This is a genomic window from Bacteroides sp. AF39-16AC (assembly GCF_003602735.1).
Taxonomy (GTDB): Bacteria; Bacteroidota; Bacteroidia; order Bacteroidales; family Bacteroidaceae; genus Bacteroides; species Bacteroides uniformis.
In genome coordinates, this window is the sequence record NZ_QTLN01000002.1 from 358,113 (window position 1) to 385,058 (window position 26,946).

General features: G+C 42.0%; 21 protein-coding genes and 2 tRNA genes. 11 read left to right on the forward strand and 12 right to left on the reverse strand.

Features of this window, described 5'->3' with window-relative positions; genetic code table 11:
• The first annotated feature begins 11 nt into the window (after positions 1-11).
• The 8 genes from DW039_RS03660 to DW039_RS03695 all read left to right on the forward strand — a co-directional run bounded on the left by DW039_RS03660 (position 12) and on the right by DW039_RS03695 (position 15,062).
• Entirely contained in the window at positions 12-3,131 is a 3,120-nt protein-coding gene (locus DW039_RS03660; protein ID WP_119958220.1) for a TonB-dependent receptor, read from the forward strand.
• A gap of 21 nt (positions 3,132-3,152) precedes the next feature.
• Complete coding sequence (locus DW039_RS03665; RefSeq protein ID WP_165853097.1) at positions 3,153-4,865, forward strand: RagB/SusD family nutrient uptake outer membrane protein; 1,713 nt, start codon at positions 3,153-3,155, stop codon at positions 4,863-4,865.
• 199 nt (positions 4,866-5,064) lie between these two features.
• Positions 5,065-6,261: a sialidase family protein gene (locus DW039_RS03670; RefSeq protein WP_120381704.1), complete on the forward strand. Its 1,197-nt coding sequence runs from the start codon at positions 5,065-5,067 to the stop codon at positions 6,259-6,261.
• Positions 6,262-6,276: 15 nt separating this feature from the next.
• A complete protein-coding gene (locus DW039_RS03675; protein WP_120381705.1) occupies positions 6,277-7,467 on the forward strand; it encodes a glycoside hydrolase family 172 protein in 1,191 nt (396 codons plus the stop codon).
• A 37-nt stretch (positions 7,468-7,504) separates the two neighbouring features.
• Positions 7,505-10,114, forward strand: coding sequence for a glycoside hydrolase family 3 N-terminal domain-containing protein (locus tag DW039_RS03680; protein ID WP_120381706.1), 2,610 nt, complete (start codon positions 7,505-7,507; stop codon positions 10,112-10,114).
• Positions 10,107-11,924, forward strand: a complete 1,818-nt coding sequence (locus DW039_RS03685; protein WP_120381707.1) for a family 20 glycosylhydrolase — start codon at positions 10,107-10,109, stop codon at positions 11,922-11,924. Before DW039_RS03680 ends, DW039_RS03685 begins: the two co-directional genes overlap by 8 nt.
• A gap of 25 nt (positions 11,925-11,949) precedes the next feature.
• Positions 11,950-14,505, forward strand: a complete 2,556-nt coding sequence (locus DW039_RS03690) for a GH116 family glycosyl hydrolase (RefSeq protein ID WP_117703453.1) — start codon at positions 11,950-11,952, stop codon at positions 14,503-14,505.
• Between the two features lie 191 nt (positions 14,506-14,696).
• The gene (locus DW039_RS03695) at positions 14,697-15,062 is read left to right on the forward strand and encodes a hypothetical protein (RefSeq protein WP_005823632.1); all 366 of its coding nucleotides are present in this window, start codon (positions 14,697-14,699) and stop codon (positions 15,060-15,062) included.
• A gap of 95 nt (positions 15,063-15,157) precedes the next feature.
• On the opposite strand, the gene DW039_RS03700 is transcribed toward DW039_RS03695, so the two are convergent.
• Positions 15,158-16,312: an acyltransferase gene (locus DW039_RS03700; protein ID WP_009037076.1), complete on the reverse strand. Its 1,155-nt coding sequence runs from the start codon at positions 16,310-16,312 to the stop codon at positions 15,158-15,160.
• Positions 16,313-16,412: 100 nt separating this feature from the next.
• Entirely contained in the window at positions 16,413-16,976 is a 564-nt protein-coding gene (locus DW039_RS03705; protein ID WP_005823628.1) for a Crp/Fnr family transcriptional regulator, read from the reverse strand.
• Positions 16,977-17,149: 173 nt separating this feature from the next.
• Between DW039_RS03705 and DW039_RS03710 the strand changes: the two genes are divergently transcribed.
• Complete coding sequence (locus tag DW039_RS03710; protein ID WP_120381708.1) at positions 17,150-17,446, forward strand: hypothetical protein; 297 nt, start codon at positions 17,150-17,152, stop codon at positions 17,444-17,446.
• Positions 17,447-17,579: 133 nt separating this feature from the next.
• On the opposite strand, the gene DW039_RS03715 is transcribed toward DW039_RS03710, so the two are convergent.
• The 4 genes from DW039_RS03715 to DW039_RS03730 form a co-directional block, all read right to left on the reverse strand.
• A tRNA-Gly gene (locus tag DW039_RS03715) sits at positions 17,580-17,652 on the reverse strand.
• Positions 17,653-17,661: 9 nt separating this feature from the next.
• Positions 17,662-17,744: transfer RNA gene (locus DW039_RS03720), tRNA-Tyr, on the reverse strand.
• Positions 17,745-17,817: 73 nt separating this feature from the next.
• A complete protein-coding gene (ribH, locus tag DW039_RS03725) occupies positions 17,818-18,312 on the reverse strand; it encodes a 6,7-dimethyl-8-ribityllumazine synthase (RefSeq protein WP_005823623.1) in 495 nt (164 codons plus the stop codon).
• Between the two features lie 143 nt (positions 18,313-18,455).
• Positions 18,456-19,139, reverse strand: a complete 684-nt coding sequence (locus DW039_RS03730; RefSeq protein WP_005823621.1) for a tetratricopeptide repeat protein — start codon at positions 19,137-19,139, stop codon at positions 18,456-18,458.
• Between the two features lie 237 nt (positions 19,140-19,376).
• On the opposite strand from DW039_RS03730, the gene DW039_RS03735 reads away from it, so the two are divergent.
• Positions 19,377-20,489: a DNA replication/repair protein RecF gene (locus DW039_RS03735; protein WP_005823617.1), complete on the forward strand. Its 1,113-nt coding sequence runs from the start codon at positions 19,377-19,379 to the stop codon at positions 20,487-20,489.
• Positions 20,486-20,776 (forward strand): DUF721 domain-containing protein, encoded by a 291-nt coding sequence (locus DW039_RS03740; protein ID WP_005823615.1) that lies wholly within the window; start codon positions 20,486-20,488, stop codon positions 20,774-20,776. Before DW039_RS03735 ends, DW039_RS03740 begins: the two co-directional genes overlap by 4 nt.
• Here the strand turns inward: DW039_RS03740 and DW039_RS03745 are convergent.
• Genes DW039_RS03745 through DW039_RS03770 form a run of 6 tightly spaced genes read right to left on the reverse strand, consistent with a single transcriptional unit; the run spans position 20,769 to position 26,845 of the window.
• Entirely contained in the window at positions 20,769-21,554 is a 786-nt protein-coding gene (locus DW039_RS03745; RefSeq protein ID WP_005835445.1) for a histidinol-phosphatase, read from the reverse strand. The genes DW039_RS03740 and DW039_RS03745 overlap by 8 nt on opposite strands.
• Positions 21,551-22,081: a 5-formyltetrahydrofolate cyclo-ligase gene (locus tag DW039_RS03750; RefSeq protein ID WP_117703452.1), complete on the reverse strand. Its 531-nt coding sequence runs from the start codon at positions 22,079-22,081 to the stop codon at positions 21,551-21,553. Before DW039_RS03750 ends, DW039_RS03745 begins: the two co-directional genes overlap by 4 nt.
• Positions 21,999-23,738: a S41 family peptidase gene (locus DW039_RS03755; protein ID WP_120381709.1), complete on the reverse strand. Its 1,740-nt coding sequence runs from the start codon at positions 23,736-23,738 to the stop codon at positions 21,999-22,001. Before DW039_RS03755 ends, DW039_RS03750 begins: the two co-directional genes overlap by 83 nt.
• A 57-nt stretch (positions 23,739-23,795) precedes the next feature.
• Positions 23,796-24,254: a dCMP deaminase family protein gene (locus DW039_RS03760; RefSeq protein WP_120381727.1), complete on the reverse strand. Its 459-nt coding sequence runs from the start codon at positions 24,252-24,254 to the stop codon at positions 23,796-23,798.
• A 12-nt stretch (positions 24,255-24,266) separates the two neighbouring features.
• Positions 24,267-24,791: a DUF4847 family protein gene (locus DW039_RS03765; protein WP_009037063.1), complete on the reverse strand. Its 525-nt coding sequence runs from the start codon at positions 24,789-24,791 to the stop codon at positions 24,267-24,269.
• Positions 24,788-26,845, reverse strand: coding sequence for a M3 family metallopeptidase (locus tag DW039_RS03770; RefSeq protein ID WP_120381710.1), 2,058 nt, complete (start codon positions 26,843-26,845; stop codon positions 24,788-24,790). The genes DW039_RS03765 and DW039_RS03770 overlap by 4 nt, the downstream gene beginning before the upstream one ends.
• Positions 26,846-26,946 lie beyond the last annotated feature (101 nt).

Below are 26,946 nucleotides of genomic sequence, written 5' to 3' on the forward strand. Positions count from 1 at the left end.
AATGTAGTATTATGAAAATGACATTTTCTTGTAGAATTTGTGCTGTTGTCACTTTTGCTCTGATAAGTATTTTACAAAATTACTCGTTGGCTAGTGAATTTGTAATAGATGAGAAGAAAGAGCAATATCAGATTCAGATTGTGACAGGAGTAGTATTAGATGTTAATGGTGAACCTATAGTAGGTGCTAGTGTTGTAGAAAAAGGAACAGCCAATGGTGATATAACTGATCTTGATGGTAAGTTTACATTGAATGTAAAGACTGGAACTGTCTTAAAAGTTTCTTATGTTGGTTATCAGACATATGAAGTTAAAGCTGAGAAAACTATGAAGATTATTCTAAAAGAAGATAGTGAATTATTATCGGAAGTAGTGGTAGTTGGCTATGGAACTCAAAAGAAAACATCACTTACAGCAGCTGTTTCTTCTGTGGATGGTAAGATTATAAGCCAACAACCAGTAGCAGATGTTTCTAATACTTTAGGCGGTAGAATGGCGGGTGTGATATTTACACAAAAAAGTGGAGAACCTGGTTCAGATTTATCTGATATAATGATTCGTGGTGTAAGTACGACAGGAAATAGTGCCCCTTTGGTTATAGTTGATGGAATTCAGCGTGAATTATCTCGTCTTGATCCTAATAGTATTTCTTCTATTACTGTTTTAAAGGATGCGGCAGCGGTAGCTCCTTATGGTATGGCAGGAGCGAATGGGGTAATTTTAGTAACAACGAAACAAGGAAATTCTGGTGCTCCTCAATTCTCTTATAATGGGTATGTAGGGTGGCAAAATCCAACAGTTTTGACTGAATTTGCCGATTCTTATGAATATGCCTGTTTATTTAATCAGGCAAATGATAATCAGGGACAACCTCATCGTTTTTCAGATTATGATTTGGAAATGTATAAATCAGGGAAAGATCCGATAAATTATCCTAATCACAATGTATTAAAAGAATTGATTAAATCAAATTCACCGATAACAAGTCATAATGTTCAGTTGTCTGGTGGGAGTGAGAAATTTAACTATTATATAAGTTTAAATTATTTGTATCAGGGTGGTATGTGGGAAACAACTAATATGCATAAATATAGTTTAATGTCCAAAATACAGGCTCAGGCTACAAAAACAACTAAAATAGAATTGGCTGTTACTGGACGGATTGAACAGTATAATTATCCTGGAGTAGCTTCTGGCGGTGCAGGGAATATTTTTTCTCAAGCTTTTCGTACTCCTCCGATTGCTCCATTGGTTTACCCAGGTGGATTGGCTGGAGAATTTGAAGGCCGCACTGTATATGGTCAAATTTATCAAAGTGGATTTAATAAATATCGTAACTATGTTATGTATAACCAAATGGTTATAGAACAAGACTTGCCGTTTGTTAGAGGATTGAAACTGAAAGGAGTTATAGCATACGATTTGAAGCCTATTCATAAAAAGATTTGGAAAACTCCTATGCCTTATTACACTGTTGACATGTCAAGTGGTAGTCCTGAATATGTACAAGCAGGTAGTGACGGACCAGAAAAACCTACATATACTCAGAATTATTCTGAAAATCAAAGTCTCACCTTGCAAGGACAAATTCAATATAATAATACTTTTGGTAAACACGAAGTGGGAGGGCTAGTGGTCTTTGAGATGAGAAATACGCAAGGAGATTCCTTTGAGGCCTCTAGATTGAATTATAATGTTAATATACCAGAGTTGAATAATGGAAGTTCTGATCCCGCAGATATAAAAAATAGTGGTAATTCCTCTAAAACGAAACAGCGCTCTATCATATATCGTGTAAATTATGCATATGATGGTAAATATTTATTTGAAACTTCTGCTCGTTATGACGGTAGTTATTATTTTGCTCCAGATCATCGGTTTGGCTTTTTCCCATCTGCCTCAATAGGGTGGCGTATTTCAGAAGAAAACTTTTTGAAAGGGCGTTTTAATTGGCTGAGTAATTTGAAATTGAGAGCTTCGTATGGAGAATCTGGTGCTTTGGCGGCAGATCCGTTCCAGTATCTCAGCTCTTATAATCTGTATAGTAATTCTGCTGTTTTGAATGGTAAACCAACACAAGGTTTGTCTGAGTTATTAGAGCCTAATAAATATATAACTTGGGAGAAGGCTAGAAAGATGGATATAGGTTTTGATTTGGGACTACTTAATAATCAAATATCATTTTCGATAGATTATTTCTCTGAATATAGAAGTAATATGTTGGTAAAGCCTCAAGTTACTGTACCATTTGAGTATGGTATTGGGATAGCCCAGGAAAATAAAGGTAAAATGAAAAATAGAGGCATTGAATTTAGTTTAAATGCATCTAATCAATTTACAAAAGATTTTTCCGCAGGACTTCAAGTGAATTTTACTTATGCTAAAAATAAGATTGTTGAGATATTTGAGACTCCAGCTACTTATAATAATCCATATCGGAGGCAAACAGGTAGACCACTGGGACAAAAATTCGGTTATAAAGCTTTAGGGTACTTTCAACTTTCGGATGATTTGAATGGGAATGGTATTATTGATTCAGATGAGTATAATGTAAAACAGCCTTGGGGAACAGTGCATCCCGGTGACTTAAAGTATCAGGATACTAATAAAGACGGTTCAATTACTGAAGATGATATGGTGCCTATTGGACTTTCTAATATTCCACAAATTGTATATGGATTTTCTCCTAGTATTAGATATAAAGGATTTGATTTGCTTTTGTTGTTTCAGGGTGCTGCAAAACGAGATTTCTGGATTGGAGATGTTGGAGCATGGCCATTTACAAATAATTCATCTGTGCCAAAAACTGCATTGGATGTATGGACTCCTAATAATCCAAATGCTAGAAATCCTCGTGTGACAACAATTCCTGCTACAAATAATACTCAGTATTCATCTTGGTGGTTACATAATGGGAATTATCTAAGATTAAAGACGGGAGAGTTAGGATATACGATCCCCAAGTCTTTAGCCGATATGGTTGGGATCAAATCAGCAAGAATATATGTGTCTGGTCAGAATATTTTCACATGGAGTAAAATTAAAAATTTTGATCCGGAAATTAGTGATCAAAATGGTATCTATTATCCTCAACAAAAAGTAATTTCTATTGGTGTGGATATTAAATTTTAATACATTAAAATGAAATTAGTTATGAAAAAGTTGTATTATTTTGTAGTTGCTATTTGTACTGCTTTAACGGCTTGTGATGATAGTTTGCTTGATGTAATTCCTAGGGATCGTTTGTCAGATGGAAATATCTGGGCTGATGAAAGTTCTGCAGATTTATTTCTAAATGATATCTATGACAAATTACCAGATGGAAATAACTATCAAGATCCATTTGAAAATTTTAGTGACAATTCTATGAATGGTTTTTCATGGGCTCCTTCTAGAAGTTTGGAGAGAGAATCGTCTTATACTCCTTATGCTTATCCTGATGGAGGTATAACTTTAAATATTTATTGGGATACAAATTATTCTTTTATAAGAAAGTGTAATATATTCATTAAAGAGGTTTCAAAATCTAACTTGTCAGATAATTATAAAAAAGAAAGAATAGCTGAAGCACGCTTTCTACGCGCTTTTTTCTACCACATATTGTGGATGAATTATGGGGGGGTACCATTGATTACTGAACCTTTAGATCGTATAACTCAAGGAGATGAAATTTTTGTATCTAGATCTACTGTAGAGGAGACTGCAGATTTTTTAATTGATGAGCTGAGATTGGCCGCTGTTGACTTGTCAATAACAAAAGAGCCTGGACGAGTTTCAAAAGGAGCTGCATTAGCATTAAAAGGCTGGATTGAATTGTATTTTGCAAGTCCTTTGCATAATCCAGATAATGACTTAAGAAGGTGGGAACAAGCGGCAGCGACTAATCAAGAGATAATGGATTTAGCCGTGTATCATTTATATCCTGATTATGGTAAATTATTTTTACCTGAGGGAAACGTTAATGAGGAAGGTATTTTCTACCGCCAATATTATCCAGGAGCTAAAGGGGGAAGGGAGTCTAGTTATATGTCAACTCCCTATACAGGAAATGGAGGACATACGAGTTGGGGAGCTGTCAATCCGACGCATAATTTAGTTGCAGATTATGCAATGAGTAATGGCAAAACAATTGATGAACCTGATTCTGGTTATGATGAACAAAATCCCTATCTGAATAGAGAGAAGAGATTTTATGAAACAATTGTGTATGATGGTTCTTATTGGTATAATACTACTATTTATACTCGTTTAGGAATGAATAGTTTGAATGAGTTGGACCTATCAGATGCTAGTGATGCCACTAATACAGGTTATAATTTGCGTAAGCGAATGAATCCAAATATTGCTTTAGGGGCAGCAAATTGGGATGGGGCAACAAGTAGCCAAAATTATTATTTATTTAGATATGCAGAAGTGCTTTTGAACTATGCAGAAGCTCGTAATGAGTCGGTTGGCCCAGATGTTTCTGTTTATGATGCAGTGAATGCTGTAAGAGAACGAAATCCTGAAGAGCCATATTTGCCTAAATTGAAGGAGGGATTAAGCAAAGATGAGATGAGGAAAGCTATACGCCGTGAACGTAGAGTAGAACTAGCATTTGAAGATAAACGCAGATTTGATCTTTTAAGATGGAAAATAGCTGAAGAAGTGTATAGTCAAGGGTTGCAAGCTATGAGAATAGAGGAAGTGAATGGAAGATTAAAATATACAGTAATACAAGCTCCTGATGGGAAGAGGAAATTTGAATCGAAAAATTATGTATTTCCAGTTCCACGTCAAGTATTGGACCAAAATCCCAAAATTCTTGAACAGAATGGTGGGCCGGATAATTGGGAAAATGGCCAAAATCCAGGATATGACAAATAATATTATTGTAGATGAAATCATATTTGATAAAAATATTAATCTATGTATTAGTGAACATGGGGAATAGTTGTTGTATATTGTTTGATATAGTTACTCAAAATCCTGGTTGGGATAAATGAAGTATATTATTGAAATCTTTCCAATATGTTGTAACTTTACAGCATATTGGAAAGATTGATAAACGAACATAATAAAATATATGAAGAAATCTATATTTCTCTTTTATTGTCTGCTTGCTTACTTGTGTTCTGCGACAACATTGTTTGCTCAACAGAATGACGTTTTGATACCAGGTGTCAAGAAAATAAAGGATGTAATAATATATAAGGATACCATGTTTTACTCCGCTTTTCCTTCAGCTGTAAGATTATCGAATGGAGAGATACTGGTATCGTTCAGAAGAGCTCCAGACCGTAAAGTCTTTAAGGAGAAGAAGAATAATCATTTGGACCCGAATAGTTATCTGGTAGTAGTGAGATCCAAAGATGGCGAACATTGGACCAAGGAACCGGAACTGCTTTATGCCCATCCGTTTGGAGGCTCACAAGATCCATGTTTGTTGAAGTTGAAAGATGGAACACTGCTATGTGCTAGTTATTTGTGGACATTTATTCGTCCGGATGGTTTAGCTGTTCTTAAGAAACTGTTCGTACAGAATACAGACGCTGTTTTTGCAGGAGGATATTTGCTCCGTTCTTATGATGATGGTAGAACTTGGAATGATTTGATTATACCTTGTAGCGTTCCGTCTGAAATAAATTATAGTGGATTGGGAGGTAAATTGCCGGCTTATAATCGTGGCGCTTTGTATGAAGGAAAAGATGGACGTATTTTTTGGGCAGTAGTAGCTTCTGATACAGAAGCTTTAAGAAATACGTCGGTCTATTTGCTTATATCCAAAGATAAAGGAAAAACATGGGAATACGGTACGAAAATTGCTAAAGATAAAAAGGTCTCGTTTAATGAGACTTCCATGTATGAAACGCCTAATGGGGATTTGATTGCTTTTATGCGTTCGGAAGCGTTTGGTGACCAAGCTTGTATTGCACGGTCCATAGATGGTGGGAAAACATTTGGTGAATGGAAAAGTATGGGGTTCAAAGGACATCCTCTCCAGGCAATGAGGCTGCCAGACAATAGAGTTTTGTTGACATATGGTTATCGTCATGAACCTTGTGGAGTTAGAGCCAGAATTCTTAATGCAGAATGTACAGATTTTGCCACGGCTCCTGAGATTATCATAAGAGATGATGCGGATGATGGAGATGTCGGATATACATGGGCTGTACAGCTGGATGAGAAGAGGGTATTGGTGGTATACTATATAAACTTTGACAGAGCCAAAGGTACTAGACATATACAAGGCTCTATTTTAGAGATTGAACCGCAAGGATAATTGTTAATACATAATATGATGAAGAGAAAACAAATTCCGGGCAATATGGATTCCAGCCCTCAAAAGATGTCTCGTCGTAAAGCATTGGCTACTATGGCAGGTGCCGTAGGATTGGCAGCATTACCTGGTGTAGGGCATGCATTGAATCCCATCAAGAAAGAACGGAGAGACATTCAAACCTCTGCTTTTACATCTATCCATACTATGCGTAACGCTGTATCTCGTCAGTTTACGACTTTTGACTTGAATACTAAGATTAAAGCCCATTTGGTTGGACCGGGTGAGAAATCCGTACTGGTAGATCACACTTCTCCTGGTGTAATTACCCGTATGTGGTTTACTATTAATGGTTGGTTTTGGGAAAATTGGGATTTAAGTAAGGAGCGGTGGCCTGATCCTACTATTTTGAAAATGCTGATTTTGCGTATTTATTGGGATGGTGAGGACTATCCTTCTGTAGAATGTCCGATTGGTGACTTCTTTGGTATAGGGCATTGTGAATATAAGCATTATATGTCCAAATATATAGGTATGTCCAGTGGAGGTTTCTATTGTTATTTTCCGATGCCATTTAAAAAGGTAAGGATAGAAGTGGAAAATCTTCATCACCGTTTGACTACAAGCGTTTTCTTAAATGCCAATTATGATCAATTGGAGAGTTTACCTGAGGATATGGGACGATTCCATTGTTTATATAATGCTGGTACCAATCCTGGTTATGAACCATTAACCATATTGCAGACTAAAGGACATGGACATTTTATTGGCTGTTCCTTGTCCATGCAGAGTTGGCTTCCAAACTACTTGGGATATTTGGAAGCACCCGAGTTTATTTATATCGATACGGAAGACAAAAGTGTACCGACTATAGTTGGTTCTGGACTTGAAGATTATTTTAATGGTGGCTGGTATTTTAGGGAAGGTGAATTCTGTGGAGAGTTGCATGGAGTTCCTATAAAGGATCCGCTCCGTTCGATGGTGAGTATGTATCGTTATCATGAGCAAGATGCAATCTGTTTCAATGAAAGTTTTATTTTTGATTTTATAAATCCCCGTAAACCGGAGCAGACCCGGCCCTTTAAATTCTCTTCGGCGGCTTTCTGGTATCAAGACAAAGCTGTACCTCTGGCGTTCAAATTACCAGAGAAAGAAAAGTTGGTTGATTGGTATAGAATGCGTGATACAGACCATCAAGCTATACCATAAGATTGATATTTATATTTACTTTTTGAATTACTGAAATATGTTACTTGAAGATAGAATTTTGAAAAAATGGTTATTACCTTTTATATTGTCGGTTCTTATTGCCGTAGATTCCATAGCTCAATGCATTCCGGTGTACAAGGATTCTAGTATGTCTGTTGAACGACGGGTTACAGATTTATTGGGCAGAATGACATTACGAGAAAAAATAGCACAATTAAGTCATTTGCATGGTTATCAATTATACAATGGTCAAGAGGTGGATTACCAAAAATTAAGAGATGCAGCTGGTGATATTAGTTACGGCTGTATTGAGGGATTCAATCTTACTGGTGAAAATGTGCGGAAAGCATTTCATGCAATTCAGAAATATATGGTTGAAGAGACACGCTTGGGAATCCCAGTTTTTACAGTAACTGAGTCTTTACATGGCTCGGTACATGATGGTTCTACCATTTTTCCTCAATCTGTAGCCGTTGGTAGTACTTTTAATTTAGATTTGGCTTATCAGATGACTAAAGCAATTGCTACAGAATTAAGGTCCCAAGGGGTAATTCAGACTCTTTCACCAGGATTGGATGTTGTTCGGGATTTGCGATGGGGGCGTGTTGAGGAATCGTTTGGTGAAGATCCTTGGCTAGTGGGACAGATGGGGATTGCACAAGTGAAAGGTTATATTGACGGAGGAATATCTCCAATGTTGAAACCTTTTGGACCGGGAGGAGCTCCTTTGGGAGGGCTGAACTTGGCTTCAGTTGAGAGTGGAGAACGGGATATACGTAATATCCATATCAAGCCGTATGAGATGGCTGTTCGGAATACGGAAGTGAAGGCGGTGATGACCTCCTATAATTCCTGGAATGGCATCCCTAATTCTGCTTCTTCTTATTTACTGACGAATATTTTACGCAATGAATGGGGATTCAAAGGATATGTATATTCCGATTGGGGGGCAGTGGCTATGTTGAAGGATTTTCAGCATACAGCTAAGGATGATAGTGAAGCGGCTATCCAAGCCTTGACTGCGGGGGTGGACTTGGAAGCTTCCAGTAATTGCTATTGGGCTTTGGATCAATTGATAGAGCAAGGCAGGTTTGATGAAAAATATGTGGATTTGGCTGTTGGACGTATCTTACGTGTTAAATTTGAATTAGGATTGTTCGAGAATCCATATCAGGGCGCTGACATGCCGGGAGTAGCCATGCGTACTAAAGAAGCGGTGGAGCTATCGCGCAGAGTAGCTGATGAATCGATTGTTTTATTGAAGAATGAAAATACTCTTTTACCCTTAAATTTGAATAAAATAAAATCATTAGCAGTGATTGGGCCGAATGCTAATCAAGTACAGTTCGGGGATTATACATGGAGCCGGAGTAATAAAGATGGGGTTACTCCACTTGAAGGCCTAAAGAAACGAGTTGGAAATAAGATAAAAATAAATTATGCGGCAGGATGTGATCTTATTACAGATAATAAATCCGGATTTGATGAAGCTGTAGCTGCTGTAAAAGCGAGTGACATGGCTGTTGTATTTGTTGGTTCTTCTAGTGCTTCACTGGCACGTGACTATTCAGATGCTACATGTGGGGAGGGGTTTGACCTCTCTTCTCTGGATCTGACAGGTGTACAAGAAGAATTGGTGGAAGAAATCTATGCAATAGGAAAACCTGTTATAGTTGTATTGGTTACAGGTAAGCCTTTTTCTATTTCTTGGATAAAAGAACATATTCCAGCCATAGTTGTACAATGGTACGGTGGTGAGAAAGCTGGAGATGCAATAGCTGATATGTTATTGGGAAATATTAATCCTTCAGCCAAACTTCCATTCTCGTTTCCGCAGAGCGTAGGACATTTACCGGTTTTTTATAATCATTTGCCAACGGACAAAGGATTCTATCGTCGTCCTGGTAGACCAAATGAACCTGGACGTGATTATGTTTTTTCTTCACCAGCTCCGTTATGGTCTTTTGGGCATGGATTGAGTTATACTACATTTGAGTATTTGAATGCTCATTATTCTGCAGAGTTATTACATCCATCTGATACCTTGATTGTCAGTGTATCTTTGAAGAATACGGGTAGTGTAGCGGGAAAGGAGGTAGTACAGCTTTATGTTCGAGATGTGGTCAGTTCGGTTGTGACTCCAGTCAAGCAACTGAAGGCATTCTCAAAACCATTCTTACAACCAGGCGAAATGCAGACAGTTGTTTTGAAGCTACCAATACAAGAATTGGCCTTATATGATTTGAGCATGAAAAAAGTAGTAGAAGAAGGGGAGTATGAAATACAGATAGGAACAGCCTCAGATGATATCAGATTACGAAGGACAATCTTTGTTGGCAGACAGCCGGTGACTAGTAATAGTCTTGGTCATAACGACTTCTGCATGGATGAAATTGTGAAGAATCCAGGAAGAAAGATAAAGGTTGCTGGTTGTGTCAGAGATGTACAAGCAACCCCTATAAGTGGAATTGAAATCAAATCTAATTATTCTGGTAGAACGGTTATAAGTAAGGAAGGCGGAAGATATTCCATTCTGACTGTAGAAAACGATGTGCTAACGATTTCTGCCAAAGGATTCGAGACAGTAAATATCAAGGTGAATAAACAAAAGGATATAGATATAAAATTGAATTACAGTCATGATTAAACACGAAATCAGATGGGAATACATATTGGTAATATGTATTATTCTCGGTACGTTACCTTGTAATGCACAGTCAGTAATTCCTATGCCAAAAGAAATGGTGATGGGAGAAGGTTCTTGGGATGTATCTGCCGATACACGTATAAATTACAGTAATGATGCGCTTACCAAAACAGTCAGTCTCTTTAATAATTATTTAGATGGACGGTTTGGGGTGACTTTGAAGAAAGGATCGAAAGGAAAGAATGCCATTCATTTGCAGATAGACAAGAAAATGCCTTTAGAGGCATATTCATTAGTTGTGGATGATAAGGGAGTAACAATCAAGGGAAGTGAAGCTGGAATATTTTATGGAATTCAGACATTGCAGCAGTTACTTGTTGATCAGGGAAATGGATGCATACAGCTTCCGTATATTATGATAAATGATGAACCCCGTTTTGGTTATCGTGGTTTGATGTTGGATGTTGCACGTTATTTTTACTCAGTGGAATATGTAAAAGAGTATATAGATTTAATGGCTCGTTATAAAATAAATAGATTCCATTGGCATTTGACAGAAGATGCCGGGTGGCGTATTGAAATAAAAAAGTATCCAGAATTGACCAAAATTGGGGCATGGCGTAATAGTACTCAGTGGGGGCATAATCCGACAGAACAAGATCGTATTCCACATGGAGGATTCTATACTCAGGAGCAGATTAAGGAGATTATCCAATATGCGGCAGATAGGTACATCACTATTGTTCCGGAGATCGATTTACCAGGACATACAATGTCTGTTTTAGCTACATATCCGGAGCTGTCTTGCACGGGCGGACCATTTCGGATACCGGAAACTTGGGGTATTAAGGAGGAAGTTCTTTGTCTCGGTAATGATGAAACCTATCGGTTTGTAGAAGATGTTTTATCCGAGGTGATAGATTTGTTTCCCGGTGAGTATATTCATATAGGCGGTGATGAGGCACCTAAAAGACGTTGGAAAGAATGTCCGAAGTGTCAACGACGCATTAAGGAAAATAAATTGAAAGATGAACATGAATTACAAAGCTACTTCATCCATCATTTGGATGAATTTGTAACGGGGAAGGGGCGAAAAATCATTGGTTGGGATGAAATCTTAGAAGGTGGTCTGGCACCGAATGCTGCTGTAATGAGCTGGAGAGGAGAAAACGGTGGAATTGCTGCAGCGGAAATGGGGCATAAAGTGGTGATGGCTCCCAATAACTATATGTATATTGATTATTATCAGAGTGAGGATTGTACTAATGAGCCTTTAAATATAGGAGGACTGGTTACGTTGGAACATATCTACAGCTATGAACCTTATACGCCTAAGCTTACAAAAGAGCAATGTGGTTATATAATGGGGGTACAAGCCAATGTTTGGGGAGAATTTATACATCATCCTGATAAAGTGAACTATATGGCATATCCTCGGGCTATGGCCCTTTCAGAAATAGGTTGGTCACCTGCGGAAAAGAAGAATTATGCAGATTTCCGTGAAAGATTAGCGGGATGTTTGGCTGAACTGGATAGACAAGGGGTTACTTTCCGTATTCCCGAACCGATTGGTTGGGATAAAGCTATTGTTAGAGGCGGTAACGCGATAGTGGATTTGAAGCCGTCAGTAGAGGGTGCTGATATATATTATACCACAGATGGTACCGATCCTCGTTTATATGGAAAACTCTATACGGATACATTGCAGTTACCTTTATCTTTCAGTGGAGTAAATATAAAATGTTATCTCCGCCTTCCTTCCGGTAGAAGTAGTGCTGTCTATACAGTTGTAGCTCCTGATACAAAATAAAAAATTGATAATAAATACAGTATTTATGACGAAATATTTATTAGTATGTCTGGTAGTTTGTGCACTGATTTTTCAAGGGTGCTGGCATCATGAGAGTGCGGTTGAACGTGGCTATAATGAGAAGTATATAGGTGAATATACGCGTAAAATAGCTTTCCCTATAGGAGGTATAGGCACGGGCATGTTCTGTATTGAAGGAACAGGAGCATTGAGTAATATGTCTATACGTCATAGACCGAATGTTTTCAATGAACCAACGATGTTTGCTGCAATTCATGTGAAAGGTTATGAGCATGGTACACGAATTCTGGAAGGGCCGGTTCCAGAATGGAAAAAATTTGGTGCTCCTAATTCCAGCCGTGGAGACGGCGGCTCATGGGGAATGCCCCGGTTTAAGGAGTATAGTTTCCAGTCACGTTTCCCTTTTGCGGAGGTAGAGTTGGCAGATCAGAATGTCCCTATAGATGTGAAACTGGTTGCCTGGAATCCATTTATACCAACGGATGAAGATAATTCAAGTCTACCGGTTGCTGGGTTTGAATATGAGTTTCATAATACCAGTAATGAGGAAGTACAAGCCGTCTTTTCATATAATAGTATGAATTTTATGCAAACTCCGGGTAGGGGTAAAGCGTATATAGATGCAGCAAAGAATGGATTCATTCTAAGACAGACAGGCACAGAGAATGAACCTTTCTGTCAAGGTGATTTTATGATTTATACTGACAATCCCCAGACAGTAGTTAATCATAACTGGTTTCGTGGAGGTTGGTTCGACCCATTGAGCATTTGTTGGGATAACTTGGAAGAGGGCAGAATGGAAGAGAATCCAGCAGGCTTGGAAGGAGCAGTGGGAGCTTCGTTATATGTGCCGTTTACTTTAGCACCTGGTGAGACTCGTAATATAAGGTTGTACATGGCTTGGTATGTCCCTTATTCACAAGAACGAATAGGTGGAATCCCACGTACAGATACTGATATCCCTGATGCACCAGTTTGTCCAGATGAATTGAGTAACTGTTATACTTATGAGAATAATTTTGAAGGGAATTACCGCCCTTGGTATAGCAGTAGGTTTGGCAGTATACAAGATGTTGCAAACTACTGGTTGGATAATTATGATGCATTGAAAAAGAATACTCAGTTGTTCACTGATGCTTTCTATGATTCTACTCTTCCACCTGAAGTTAAGGAGGCTGTTGCTGCTAATTTGAGTATATTGAAATCTACTACAGTACTTCGCCAATACGATGGGCGTATGTGGAATTGGGAGGGAAGTCATGATAATTGGGGCTCTTGTCATGGTTCATGCACGCATGTTTGGAATTATGCGCAAGCTGTATCTCATCTTTTCCCAAAATTAGAACGTACATTACGTGAAACAGAATTTTTTGTGAGCCAGGATAAAAGGGGACATCAAGTGTTCCGTACGAATCTGCCTATCAGTCCTACTGTCCATGATTTTCATTCGGCGGCAGATGGGCAATTAGGAGGTATAATGAAGGTATATCGTGAATGGAGAATTATGGGTGATATAAATTGGCTGAAGATGATGTATCCAGCTGTGAAGAAAAGTATGGATTATTGTATCCGTACTTGGGATCCGAGAGAGGTTGGAGCTGTTGAAGAACCTCACCATAATACGTATGATATAGAGTTTTGGGGCGCGAATGGGATGATTACCAGTTTTTATGTAGGAGCATTACAAGCTATTTGCTTGATGGGTAAAACGGTAGGCGATGATATTTCCCGTTATGAAGAATTGATGAATAAAAGTAAAGCATATTTGGAGAGCAAACTTTTTGATGGAGAGTATTTTATTCAGAACATTCAATGGACTGGATTGGACGCTCCAGACCCAGTTGATGCCCAATCGTTTGTGACCCATTATACGCCAGAAGCTTTAAAAATCCTACAAGAAGAAGGTCCGAAATATCAGTATGGTAAAGGTTGTTTGTCTGACGGAATATTGGGCTCTTGGATGACATTGGTATGTGGAATGCCGGAGGTGGTCGATCGTCTGAAAGTAAAAAGTCATTTGATTTCTGTCCATAAGTATAACTTTAAAAAGAGCTTAAGTAACCATGTCAACCCTCAACGTTCCACCTTTGCATTGGGAGAGGATGGGGGATTATTACTTTGTACCTGGCCGAAAGGTGGTAAGCTAAAATTGCCTTTTGTATACAGTAACGAAGTGTGGACTGGAATTGAATATCAAGTGGCTGCTCATCTTATGTTTGAAGGAGAAGTGGAAAAAGGGCTTGAAATAGTGAGAACTTGCCGTGATCGTTATAATGGTCGTGTTCGTAATCCGTTTAATGAATATGAGTGTGGAGCATGGTATGCTCGTGCAATGGCCAGTTATGCTATGCTAGAAGGCCTTACGGGAATACGCTATGATGCAGTAGACAAAATTTTGTATATAGATTCGCGGATTGGAGATGATTTCACTTCATTCTTGTCTACGGAAACGGGTTTTGGTAATGTTGGACTTAAGGAAGGAAAGCCGTTTATAGATGTGAAATATGGGGTAATAGATGTACAGAAATGTATCGTTTCCGGTAAGGAAATTCAATTATAGTTTGGATAAGGTTCTTGATTATATACAAATTGTGAAATTTGTAGTATTGTAAGATTTACATGTATAGATTAGATGGTTTTATGAGAGTTCTGTGGGGCTGTGATTGTTCCACAGAACTATTTTTATGTTATTTGCAGATTTTTGCAACCAAACTTCATCTTTCTGCGTCTAATAAATAAAAAGAGGAGATTATGAATATGAAAATGAATTTTTCTATGGACGAGATTCGTCTTAAAGTAGAGGAGTATATAAAGAAAGGTAGTCGGGCAGCTGGTCGTCCCGTACTGACAGCTTATTATGTCCTGACTGCTGATTCTACTCCAGAGAGTGAAAGGACAAATATCATGATTGCTTTGGTGGCCATTGTGTTTCCTGCCGGTATAGAAGACCTCTTGGGACAAGTCTTTATGGTAGGGAAGGGATTTGCTGCAATCTATGCTTATAAGAAAATGAAGAAATACATCACTCCACAGATAAAGGATAAGGTAGAGGCAAAATTGGATGAGTGGTTCCATGAGAATGTGATGGAAGTAGTGGAACCGCTTTATCTGGAATAACAGTTCGCCACAAAGATCATACTGATTTGCGCAGATTGAATTTATATCGGGAATTTGTATCTGTGCGAATCAGCATAATCTCCGTGACGGACTGTTTATTGTTTTTTGCTCAAGAAGCGTCTGGCCAGATATTTCCGTACCGGTTCATCATAGAATTTCAGGCATAGATAGGCTAACAATATATTCCATGCATAAACGCATAAGGCAACCTGCCAAGTCTGCTCCAACGTGAAGAGCTGGTTCTTGATGAGCCATGCATAGAACAAGTACATAAATGGATAATGTATCACATAGACTGGATAGGATATATCTCCCAGGAACTTGCATATCTGGGTCGATTTTTTATCCGTTGTGGTACCGGAAGCTCCTAACCAGACGAGAACCGGAAAAGCGATGATTACACAGAACGCTTCATAAATGCCATTTGTACAGACCGGTGTTGCACCTTCCAAGTAGGGCACTGAAAACAAGGCAACCAATGCAATGGCACATATCCAGAAAGCACCTTTCACCTTGATAGGCTTGAAGTTGCGCGACAAAAGCATGCCCATGGAGAAAGGAAAAAGCATCCTCAGCAATCCGCCGCCAAAGTTTATTCCGTCCAGTGTCCAGCCTACCCCCATATTTCCGTATCCGGAGATGTCGAAAATGGCGAATGATGCCAATGCCACTCCCAGCAATATTGTCAGTACGGCAAGGGCTTTGTTTGATAAGCGGTGGATAAACAAGGCATAAAGGATGTTGCCTAAATATTCAAAAAACAAGGACCAGCATGGACCATTCAAAGGAAACATTTCGCCATTACCACGGACTTCATAACCTGCACCTGGCATTGCGGGAATAAAAAATATAGTGCAAAGAAGGGACAGCATAATCATGGAGAGGGCAATATGTGTTCCGTCCCATTGTACGCATCCTTGAAGACAGAAAGTAATGGCACCCAGGACAGCTCCCATAATGACCATCGGATGGAGACGTATCAGGCGCCGTTTAAAGAAGTTTTTCATTGTGAGGTTCCTGCCCCAACGGTCGTCATAAGCATACCCGATAACGAATCCCGATAGTATAAAGAAGAAATCTACAGCTAAATAGCCGTGGTTGAAGGTTTCGATAATGCTACCACCGGCAAAAGCATAGCCTTCGAATATATGATACCATATAACCATCAAGGCTGCTACGCCACGGAGCCCGTCGAGAAGGTCATAATGTGCTTTGGTGTCTGAAAAGGCAGAAGATGAAATGTGCGACATCTGTTTTTTTTCTGTTGTTTGGTTAATGTTTTCGGATCTCAAAGATACGCCATGCGAAGCGAAGTTCTTTTGCTTAAAAGCAAAAAAGAACGGCAATCTTCTATTTTTTTGCGCGTACCCGGCTGAGAGTATAGATGGAAATACCCAAGAAGGCTGCCACATATTTTAGCTTCACCCGATTTATCAGTCTGGGGTAACGGCGGTTAAATTGTTCATACCGCTCTTTGGGAGGCAGTTGGAGCCTTTCCACAAACATATGACTGAGCTCTTTGTTTACGTTCTGATGCAGTATTCTGCCCCAGTTGGCTATATCAATATATGTTTCGTAGAGAGCATTTAACTTGTCTATGTGGATGACGTAGATTTTGCAGTCCGAAAGAGTTTCAATGCTTTCTACTGACGGCTGCTGATAGTACAGTGAATCCATTCCGAAGGTTACATCACCTTCCTGGCTGAACCAAGTGGTGGTATCTTGTCCGTCGTGATGAAATACGGAACGGGTGACCCCTTCCTCAATGAAATAAACCAAACGGTCTGTCACTCCTGCTTGTACTATATAAGTTCCTTTAGGGTAGTGTCTTACCTGCATATTCATCAGCAATGCCTGAAGAGCTTCTTCGGAAACCGGATAAATCTGCCTGATTTTATGAATGATGTTGTTCATTGGAGGGGAGCTTTTTATTCGTTTACAAACTTACATAATTTTATTAACTAAAACTGAACTTTGATATACAAATGTGTGCGTTGCCTTATAAGCGTTTATGGTATAATGGAATTTTTTTTGTAAAAGAGATGTTTGTTCTTTGAATATTGTATCTTTGTAGAAAACAGTAGCGTATGAATAAAATATTGGTAACATTATTGGCTCTAATCGGAGGTAGCTGCATTTCATTCGCACAGATGGAGACTGGAAGAGTTTCCGATACAGCTGAGGATACATTGAGAATAGAAAATGAAATTGTCGCTGTTGATACCAGATTTTACCAGTCAGTAGTCCGCTATGATACGGTGCGCTATAATTTGAAAATGCAGAGTGTTTACAAAAAGGCTTTTCAACTAAAGAATGATGTTTTTGTGGAAAAGATGAAAGAGCCGTGGTTAGATGATATTCTCAGAAATATCTTATTTAAATAACCATGAATTTGTGCTTTGCGTCATTCGGTTGACTTCCTGGTTTAACTCACTCGGTTAAACCACACTAAATTCAGCATTCTCTAAAAATAAAAATCAGATAGAAATCTTACGATAACTATCTGATTTTCAGAAGAGCGGAAGACGGGGCTCAAACCCGCGACCCTCAGCTTGGAAGGCTAATGCTCTATCAACTGAGCTACTTCCGCAATTTTTTGTGGGCAAAGATGGATTCGAACCACCGAAGGCGTAAGCCAGCAGATTTACAGTCTGCCCCATTTGGCCACTCTGGTATTTGCCCTTTTGCACTTAAGATTCTATCTCAATTCTCTCATTGAGTAGGTTTGTTTCTCAATTGCGGTGCAAAGATACGACTATTTTTGTAAACTCCAAGCAAAATCTATCATTTTTATTGCAGTAATTGCACATTCGTCTCCTTTATTACCCAGCTTGCCACCGGCGCGGTCTTCTGCTTGCTCCATAGTATTGGTAGTAATTAATCCGTAAATTACTGGTACATCGCCACTTGCGTTTAATTGGGTAATTCCTTGGGTAGCACCCATGCAAACATAGTCAAAATGTGGAGTATCTCCTCTGACTACACAACCAATTGCAATAACTGCATCGACTTCGCTGTATTCGATAAGTTGGTTGGCGCCGAAAGTCAGTTCAAAACTGCCGGGTACTGTTTTTACCAGAATATTTTCATCTTTGGCTCCATGTTTTTTTAAGGTGTCTATGGCACCTTTTAGGAGAGCGCCGGTAATATTATAATTCCACTCAGATACAACGATGCCGAATTTCATTTTTTCCGCGCTGGGTACAGAACTGAAATCGTAGTCTGAAAGATTGTGATAAGCTGTTGCCATAAATAAGGAATTAAGAATTAATAATTGAAAATTAAAGGGAGAGGAGAGATAAAAGAGGCACGGACTACACGGATTCACGGCTATTGTGTCTTTCCGTGTTTTCCGTGTAATCCGTGCCTGAGATATTTTTATAATAAGGTATATTACTTCTTCAATAGTTTGGCTTGTTCGATATACTTATCGATATCCATTGCCTGGTATGAACGGAAGTATTTATCCTTGATAGTGGTATACGCCTGGATTGCATCGTCATACTTACCTTGCTTTACCAGGATTTCTCCAGCTTGCAGCAGGTAGATGGGGCTGAGGGAGTTGTTGTCGGCTTCGTTGGCGGCTTTCAGCAGCATGGAAGCGGCTTTGTCCAGTTGGCCGAGCTGCGCATAGCAGTTACCCATAGCACCTTTCATGGCAGGAGCTACCATTTGGTCGTCTCCGTCAAAGCTGTCCAATGCTTTCACTGCTTCGTCATATTTACCGAGGTGTGCATAGCAGAGACCCATATAGGCTTTTGCAAGATTGGCTGCTTTTGTGCCGCTGTATTCGTCTGCCACTTTTACAAATCCGGCAAAACCGATACTATCACCGTTCAGTGCTTGTGCATAAGCGTCTGCTTCGAAGTATTCTTGCCCTTTGAATAAGGCAGCTTGTGCTTTTTCTTCACGGGGGTCTGCATAAAGGTTCTTGTACATCACTACACCGGCAATGATGATGATTACTGCTACTACAGTGCCGATGATTGCTTTTTTGTTCTTAATGAAAAAGGCCTCCGATTGTGTCAGTGCATCCTCCACGTTTAAGGCTTCATTCGTCTTTTTTTGTTCTGCCATTTTTATATAATCTTTTTGTTATTATTCTTATTTATCTATTTCGACCCGCAAAAGTAAGTTTTTTATAGCTATCAACGAAATTTAGCGGCATCTTTTTTTGTTTTGTATCAGAAAACACCGAAATTATTTCTACTTTTCAATAAGCCGGGCTTCACCTCTGTATTAAAAATAAGCAGGCTTATTTTGTACTGCTTTCGGTTTTGCATTATCTTTGTAACCGAACTCATCGTTACTATAATGATACTGAAACGTATATCTATACTCAATTATAAGAACTTGGAGCAGGTGGAGCTTTCATTCTCGCCCAAGTTAAACTGCTTTTTCGGACAGAACGGCATGGGGAAAACGAACCTGCTGGATGCGGTGTATTTTTTGTCTTTCTGTAAAAGTGCCGGTAATCCCATTGATTCCCAGAATATCTGCCATGATGCCGACTTCTTTGTTATTCAAGGGTTTTATGAGGCTGCCGATGGGACTCCTGAGGAAATCTACTGTGGTATGAAGAGGCGCCAGAAGAAACAGTTCAAGCGAAACAAGAAGGAGTATACGCGTTTGTCGGACCATATCGGCTTCCTGCCTTTGGTCATGGTCTCGCCTGCCGATTCGGAGTTGATAGCAGGAGGCAGTGATGAACGCCGACGTTTTATGGATGTGGTTATCTCGCAGTACGACAAAGAGTATCTGGATGCTTTGATACGATACAATAAAGCTTTGGTGCAGCGGAATACCTTACTGAAGAGTGAACAGCCGGTGGAGGAAGAGCTCTTTCTGGTCTGGGAGGAGATGATGGCACAAGCCGGTGAAGTGGTGTTCCGCAAACGTGAGGCCTTTATCCGTGAGTTTATTCCTATTTTCCAGTCTTTCTATTCATTCATTTCGCAAGATAGGGAGAAGGTGGGATTAAGCTATGACTCTCATGCCCGCGATGCCTCTTTGCTGGAAGTGCTGAAGGAAAGCCGTGCTCGCGACCAGATTATGGGCTATTCGTTGCGCGGTGTGCACAAGGACGAGCTGAATATGCTTTTGGGAGATTTCCCCATCAAGCGTGAAGGGTCGCAGGGACAGAACAAGACTTATCTGGTAGCGTTGAAGCTGGCACAGTTTGATTTCCTGAAACGTACCGGGACCACTGTTCCCTTGTTGTTGTTGGACGATATCTTTGACAAGCTGGATGCCTCGCGTGTGGAGCAAATCATCAAGTTGGTGGCAGGCGACAGTTTTGGACAGATTTTTATAACCGATACCAACCGCGAACACCTGGACCGTATTCTGCATAAAGTGGGCAGTGATTATAAGATGTTCCGTGTGGAGCAGGGAACGGTTGCCGAAATGAAGGAGGAAGAGGCATGAAGCGCAATAATGCCGAACAGATAGGTGAACTTATCCGTCATTACCTCAGGCAGGAAAGTCTGGAGTCTCCGCTGAATGAACGGCGGCTTATCAGTGCGTGGCCCGAAGTGCTGGGGCCTACCATTGCCTCCTACACCCGTGAACTTTATATAAAGAACCAGGTGCTTTATGTGCACCTCACTTCTGCTGCTTTGCGCCAGGAACTGATGATGGGGCGCGAGTTGCTGGTGCGCAACTTGAATCGTCATGTGGGGGCCCAGGTCATAACGAATATCATATTCAGATGAGCATCCTCAGCTCATCTATTCTTTCAATCTTCAGTTCCTTTAATTCCCGGACTGCCCGGTCATAATACATCGGAGTTTCCAAATCCTTGTTGTCATGCGCATCCAGTCCGATGATAGCTGTACAGCCTTCATTGGCAGCGATTCGCCAGAACTCCGGGCACGGGTAGGTGGATAAGCCGTGCGCTTCATTGTAGGCTACATAGCCTATATTGTATTCCAACGGGACATTCAGGCGTGCAGCAGTACGGCAGATGTGCCGGCTGATGGTAGTGCAATGGTGGTCGAACTTCGGATAGGAGCGCATGAACAAGTCCGGATGGGCAAGGCAGGAGAATAATCCGCTTTCCATACCTTCGATGGCGCTCTCTTCGTAAAGTTCGAGCATGTCGCGGCTGTCTGTATGATGGCCGAAGTAGGGGAACTTTTCATCGGTGTGGTAGTGATGGTTTCCGAAGATGATATAGTCCAGTTGGTACTTCTTGGTTTGCTCTTTCAGCCAATGGATATATTGGGGGAAGTATTCACATTCAAGTCCTATTCTGATGTCTATCCGGTCGTGGTATTTCTCACGGAGCGTCTTGAGACTCTCCACGTAGCCGGGGAGCTCCTCGGGGAGCATCCGCATGTCGGCTACGTAGTCGGTTCGGTATTTCCAGGGAGTATGGTCTGAAAACCCGAGTATCCGGTAACCGCCTTTGATGGCACTGAGCACATAGTCTTCGTCATCTCCGGTGGCATGCATGCAGCGTGTGGTGTGTGTATGATAATTAGTTTTCATTGCGTAATGATTTCATCCATGCGTATATCAAACGGTTCCGCAGGAACTTCTTCTACGAGTTGAAACGGGAAGCAGATGCCGGCTTTGTGGGCTGATGGGATGCGGGGCAGAAGCCGGTCATAGTAACCTTTACCGCGCCCCAGGCGGTTGCCGTTACGGTCGAATGCCACGCCGGGAACCACTATGAAGTCTATGTCTGCATAGTCGGTAAATAGCTCGCCGGTTGGTTCTTCGATGCCGTATGCGCCAGGTTTCAAGTCTTCGGGTCCGGTGTACAGCCGCAGTTCCAGGTCGTCACCTACAACTACCGGAAGCAGTATCCGCTTTTCGCGGCTCCACTTCCGGATAAATTCGTGTGTGTCCACTTCGTCTTTGAGAGAGTGGTAAAGCAGTACGGTGGTTGCCGCCCTGAAAGCAGGGTGTGCCTCGAGGGCGGCAAGTATTTCAGCAGACTGACGCGTAGTGGAAGAGCTGTGTCGGGTCTTCAACAAAGCTACCTGCCTGCGCAGTTCTTTTTTCCTTTCCATCATCTTTTGTATCCTCTATGATTGGTGTCGCTTCCGGGGCTTTGGGGAATGCCTCGCCACGTTCCAGAATATCCAATGCTTTCTTGACGGTAGTATCGCTCTGGTTGATGTAGCGGATGTATTGCTCCCTTCCCAGTATGTTATAGATAATGTTGCCGTAAAGGCTTCTTTCCAGTAGCTTGTAGGACTTGTGGATAAGTAGGTTGCGCCGCTTTACTCCCTTGGAGTCTGCAAAACGTACAAACTGCTCCACGATACCTTGGTGGCGAAGGTACTTCAACAAGTCTTCTTCATTGTCGTATTCACTCAATTTCGCGCGGTTGCGGTCGGTATACTGGAAGCTGAATTGCAGAATCAATCCCTTGTTGCTCACTTCTATCAGGTAAGAAGATACTCCGGTGGTGTCTTGCGGAACGAATACGTCCGGCATAATGCCACCGCCGCCGTATACGGGTCTGCCCAAGCCGGTAGAGTAACGCAGGTTTTCGTCCAGTTTGATGCTGTCTTTGGAGAAGAACTCGCCGTGTTCGTAACGGGTAATCCAGTCCATTTCGTATTTACTGTCCTTGCCGTTCTCGTAGGGGCGCTGGATGCAACGGCCCGATGGGGTATAATAGCGGGCAATGGTCAGGCGGATGGCGGAACCGTCACTGAAGTCGATGGGTTGCTGTACGAGTCCCTTGCCGAAGGAACGGCGTCCTACAATGGTTCCGCGGTCATTGTCCTGAATGGCGCCCGCAAAGATTTCGCTGGCCGAAGCGGAACTCTCGTTTACCAATACCACCAGCGGCAGCTTCTGGCAACTGCCGGTACCGTTGGCATATTCCTCCATGCGGGGATATTTGCGGCCGTGGGTATATACAATCAACTTCCCTTCTGGCAGGAATTCGTTCACCATGCGTGTGGCGGCTTCCATGTATCCTCCGGTATTGTCGCGCAGGTCGATAATCAGGCCTTTGCACTTCTCGTGGCTCAGTTGGGCAATCGCATTCAGCAGCTCCACGTGTGTGGTACGTCCGAATTTGCTGATTTGTATATATCCGTAGTCATCGTCGAGCATATAGGCTGCGTCAATGGTGTTTTGCGGGATGTCACCGCGTGTGATGGTGAAGTCGAGCAACTCCTTTTCCGTGGCACGCTTGACGCCTAACTTCACTTGGCTTCCTTTCGGACCTTTCAGGTTGCGCATGGCCTTTTCGTTTGTCAGACCTTTGCCTGCAAAAAGACTGTCGTTGACCATCACAATGCGGTCGCCTGCCATCAGGCCCACTTTCTCGGACGGTCCGCCGGGAATCACGCTGTTTACGTGTATCGTGTCTTCTTGAATAGTGAACTGGATGCCTATACCGCTGAAGCTGCCTTCAAGTTCGGAGTTTACCTCTTCCAGCTTCTGTGCGGGGATGTAGGTGGAGTGGGGGTCGAGTTCCGCCAATATCTGTGGCATGGCCTTCTCTACCAAATCGGTCATGTTGACGGTATCCACATACTGGTCATCAATAACACGCAGCAAGGCATTCAGCTTGTTGGACGAGCTATTGATGATTCCCAGTTTATTACCGGCAAAATGCCTGGCATAAAACGTTCCGATAAGGATTCCCGCGACTACGCTGATTGCGATGATGAGCGGCATAAAGCGGGAAGTATTTTTTGTACTCATGATGTTTATTTACTATTAGACTATTTACAATTGACTATTTGGCTGCGCATGCAACTTTCAACTTTCCATTTTCAACTTTTCATTATCCATTGAAATAAACACTACCTCGATGCCTGCCCGTTTCAAAAGTTCGATACCATCTTCCAGGCGGTATTTCTCGGAGTAGACTACCCGTTTGATGCCTGCCTGGATAATCAGTTTGGAGCATTCTATGCAGGGGGAGGCAGTGACGTACATGGTGGCACCGTTACTGCTGTTGTTTGAACGGGCTATTTTGGTAATGGCGTTTGCTTCGGCATGGAGCACGTATGGTTTGGTGACGTTATTCTCATCTTCGCATACATTCTCAAAACCGGAAGGGGTACCGTTGTAGCCGTCAGAGATAATCATCTTGTCTTTTACAATCAGTACACCGACCTGGCGGCGTTGGCAATACGAATTTTCGGCCCAAATGCTTGCCATACGTATATAACGCCTATCCAATGCTTCTTGTTTGTCTTTTGTAGAATCGTCCATCATATTTATGCTTTATCGTTGCGGGGTGAATCCCATGACTCTGGTTGTCGGTCCGTCTTTAAAATAGAGGGTCAGTGAATTGGCATCCCCTTCATACTTGTACACGTTTTGCAATCCGGAGATGAATGCCTTGGCCAGTGCATCGCTTTCTGCAGCCCCCGTAACCTTCACACTGATGCTGAGCGAGCCTGAAGCTCCGTCGGCTTTCCAAGTGCCGTTGACGCTTGAGTTGATGCCTTGTCCGTTGACGGTGGTGCCCATCAGTTCTCCATCCAGTTCAGTACCTTCAAAATTGAGGGTGAAGGTGCTTTTCTGATTATATAGCTTGTCCAGACTCTTCTTCATCTCTTCCTCATTGTTGTTCCAAAGGTTTGGATAGAATTGGGCATTGCTGCCTTTATTGGTGAGTCGGCTGAGCTTCCATGTCTTCCCGGTGAATATTCCGATAACATCGTCCTCGTTGTCGCAACCGCTTAGCAGGGGGAGCAGCGAAAACATGAGCAACATGCAAAAGATGTTCCTTATAAGTCTCTTCATTTCTTTATTCCATTTCTGATTAATAATGCGTCGATTGTAGGCTCTTGTCCGCGGAAGCGTTTATAGAGCGTCATCGGATGTTCCGTTCCGCCTTTGGAAAGGATATTCTCTCGGAAGGAGGCGGCAGTCTCCGGGTTGAAGATGCCCGTCTGCTTGAATAGCGAGAAAGCATCTGCATCCAGCACCTCTGCCCATTTATAACTATAGTATCCGGCAGAATATCCTCCGGCAAAGATATGGGAGAATTGTGTGCTCATGCAGGTTTCTGCCACAGAAGGCAGAATCTGTGCTTTTTCCCAAGCCTTCTTTTCATAGGCTTTCACGTCACCTTCAAACGGGGTGTTACGTGTGTACCAAGCCATATCGAGCAGGCCGAAGCTAACCTGGCGGAGGCAGGCGTATGCCGCGTTGAAGTTGGAGGAATCCACAATGCGCTGTACCAGTTCGTCCGGTATCAGTTCTCCGGTTTGGTAATGGCGGGCAAACGTATGCAGGAATTCCTTTTCGATGGCAAAGTTCTCCATGAATTGGGAGGGGAGTTCCACAAAGTCCCAATACACATTGGTCCCGCTTAGGCTTCCGTAGGTGGAATTGGCAAACATACCATGCAGGCTGTGTCCGAATTCGTGCAGGAAGGTTTCTACCTCGCCGAAGGTCAACAAAGCAGGTTTGTCCTGTGTCGGTTTGGTGAAGTTCATCACAATGGATATGTGGGGACGGCTGTTCTCACCGGTCTTTTCGTCAATCCACTGTTCCTTGTAGCTGGTCATCCAGGCTCCCGAGCGCTTGCCTGCTCTGGGGTGGAAGTCGGTATAGAACACGGCAAGGAATTTCCCGTCTTTGTCGAAGACTTCGTAGGCATCCACATCCTTATGATAAACGGGAATATCCGGATTCTTCTTGAAGGTGATGCCATACAGCCTGGTTGCCAGGCCGAATACGCCTTGCTTCACGTTGTTCAGCTCAAAGTAAGGGCGGAGCAGCTCATCGTCGATATTGAACTTCCGGTCTTTCAGTTTATGGGAATAGTACGCCCAGTCCCACGGCATCAGGACGAAGTCTTCTCCTTCCGCTTGGCGTGCCAGGGCTTGCACTTCTGCATATTCTTGTTTGGCGGTAGGCGTGTAAGCCTCCAGCAGTTGGTCCAGCAGCTTATACACGGACTCACTGTTTTGTGCCATGCGCTTCTGGAGGTTGTATTCGGCGAAGTTGTCATAGCCTAGGAGTTGGGCAATCTCCATACGGACATTGGCCAGTTTCTTTACAATTTCCAGGTTATTGCTGGCGTTGTCATGCGTACACTTCGTATTGTAGGCCATATATAGCTCACGGCGCAGGTCACGGCTGTCTGCGTAGGTCAGAAAAGGGCCATAGCTGGGAGCCTGCAGGGTGAATACCCAGCCTTCGACGCCTTTTTCCCCGGCTGTCTCTGCAGCGGCTTCTACCGCGCTCTCGGGCAGCCCGGCCAGTTGTGACTTGTCGGTGATGACAAGCTTGTAGTCGTTCGTTTCTTTCAGGTTGTTTTCGCTGAACTGCAGCGTCAGCAGGCTGAGCTCTTTGCATAAAGCCCGGTATTTCTCCTTATCTTCTCCCAGGAGGTTGGCACCGTTGCGTACAAAGCCGTTATAAATGTCTTCCAGCAGTTTGTGCTGTTCCGGGCTCAATGTTTCTTTGTCTTGCTGTTCGTAAACAGCTTTGATACGTGCAAACAGCTCTTCGTTCAGGCTGATGTTGTTTTCATGCTCGCTCATCATCGGCATGATTTCTTTGGCCAGTTCCTGTAGGTCATCGTCCGTTTCGGCACTGAGCAGATTGCCGAATACAGTGCTGACACGGTGGAGCATCTCACCGGACTTCTCGTAGGCCAACACTGTGTTGGCAAATGTCGGGACTTCCGGATTGCGGATGATGGCCTCTATTTCCGCATTTTGGCGGCGGATGCCTTCGCGGATGGCGGGTACGTAATCTCCGGTCTTAATCTTGTCGAACGGGACAGTGCCGTGCAGCGTGGAGTATGTTTCAAAAAAAGGATTTTGAGACGATATAGTGTTCATAAAGCAAAGCAATATTAGAGTTAGTATAATCTTCATCATGTTTAAAGGGTCTGATAAAAAACGAACTAGCTGCAAAATTGCAAAAAAAATAGGCGACTTCT

Coding starts and splice junctions, on each gene's coding strand:
- DW039_RS03660 (WP_119958220.1), top strand. CDS start 12: ATGAAAATGACATTTTCTTGTAGAATTTGTGCTGTTGTCACTTTTGCT.
- DW039_RS03665 (WP_165853097.1), top strand. CDS start 3,153: ATGAAAAAGTTGTATTATTTTGTAGTTGCTATTTGTACTGCTTTAACG.
- DW039_RS03670 (WP_120381704.1), top strand. CDS start 5,065: ATGAAGAAATCTATATTTCTCTTTTATTGTCTGCTTGCTTACTTGTGT.
- DW039_RS03675 (WP_120381705.1), top strand. CDS start 6,277: ATGATGAAGAGAAAACAAATTCCGGGCAATATGGATTCCAGCCCTCAA.
- DW039_RS03680 (WP_120381706.1), top strand. CDS start 7,505: ATGTTACTTGAAGATAGAATTTTGAAAAAATGGTTATTACCTTTTATA.
- DW039_RS03685 (WP_120381707.1), top strand. CDS start 10,107: ATGATTAAACACGAAATCAGATGGGAATACATATTGGTAATATGTATT.
- DW039_RS03690 (WP_117703453.1), top strand. CDS start 11,950: ATGACGAAATATTTATTAGTATGTCTGGTAGTTTGTGCACTGATTTTT.
- DW039_RS03695 (WP_005823632.1), top strand. CDS start 14,697: ATGAATATGAAAATGAATTTTTCTATGGACGAGATTCGTCTTAAAGTA.
- DW039_RS03700 (WP_009037076.1), bottom strand. CDS start 16,312: ATGTCGCACATTTCATCTTCTGCCTTTTCAGACACCAAAGCACATTAT.
- DW039_RS03705 (WP_005823628.1), bottom strand. CDS start 16,976: ATGAACAACATCATTCATAAAATCAGGCAGATTTATCCGGTTTCCGAA.
- DW039_RS03710 (WP_120381708.1), top strand. CDS start 17,150: ATGAATAAAATATTGGTAACATTATTGGCTCTAATCGGAGGTAGCTGC.
- ribH (WP_005823623.1), bottom strand. CDS start 18,312: ATGGCAACAGCTTATCACAATCTTTCAGACTACGATTTCAGTTCTGTA.
- DW039_RS03730 (WP_005823621.1), bottom strand. CDS start 19,139: ATGGCAGAACAAAAAAAGACGAATGAAGCCTTAAACGTGGAGGATGCA.
- DW039_RS03735 (WP_005823617.1), top strand. CDS start 19,377: ATGATACTGAAACGTATATCTATACTCAATTATAAGAACTTGGAGCAG.
- DW039_RS03740 (WP_005823615.1), top strand. CDS start 20,486: ATGAAGCGCAATAATGCCGAACAGATAGGTGAACTTATCCGTCATTAC.
- DW039_RS03745 (WP_005835445.1), bottom strand. CDS start 21,554: ATGAAAACTAATTATCATACACACACCACACGCTGCATGCATGCCACC.
- DW039_RS03750 (WP_117703452.1), bottom strand. CDS start 22,081: ATGGAAAGGAAAAAAGAACTGCGCAGGCAGGTAGCTTTGTTGAAGACC.
- DW039_RS03755 (WP_120381709.1), bottom strand. CDS start 23,738: ATGAGTACAAAAAATACTTCCCGCTTTATGCCGCTCATCATCGCAATC.
- DW039_RS03760 (WP_120381727.1), bottom strand. CDS start 24,254: ATGGACGATTCTACAAAAGACAAACAAGAAGCATTGGATAGGCGTTAT.
- DW039_RS03765 (WP_009037063.1), bottom strand. CDS start 24,791: ATGAAGAGACTTATAAGGAACATCTTTTGCATGTTGCTCATGTTTTCG.
- DW039_RS03770 (WP_120381710.1), bottom strand. CDS start 26,845: ATGAACACTATATCGTCTCAAAATCCTTTTTTTGAAACATACTCCACG.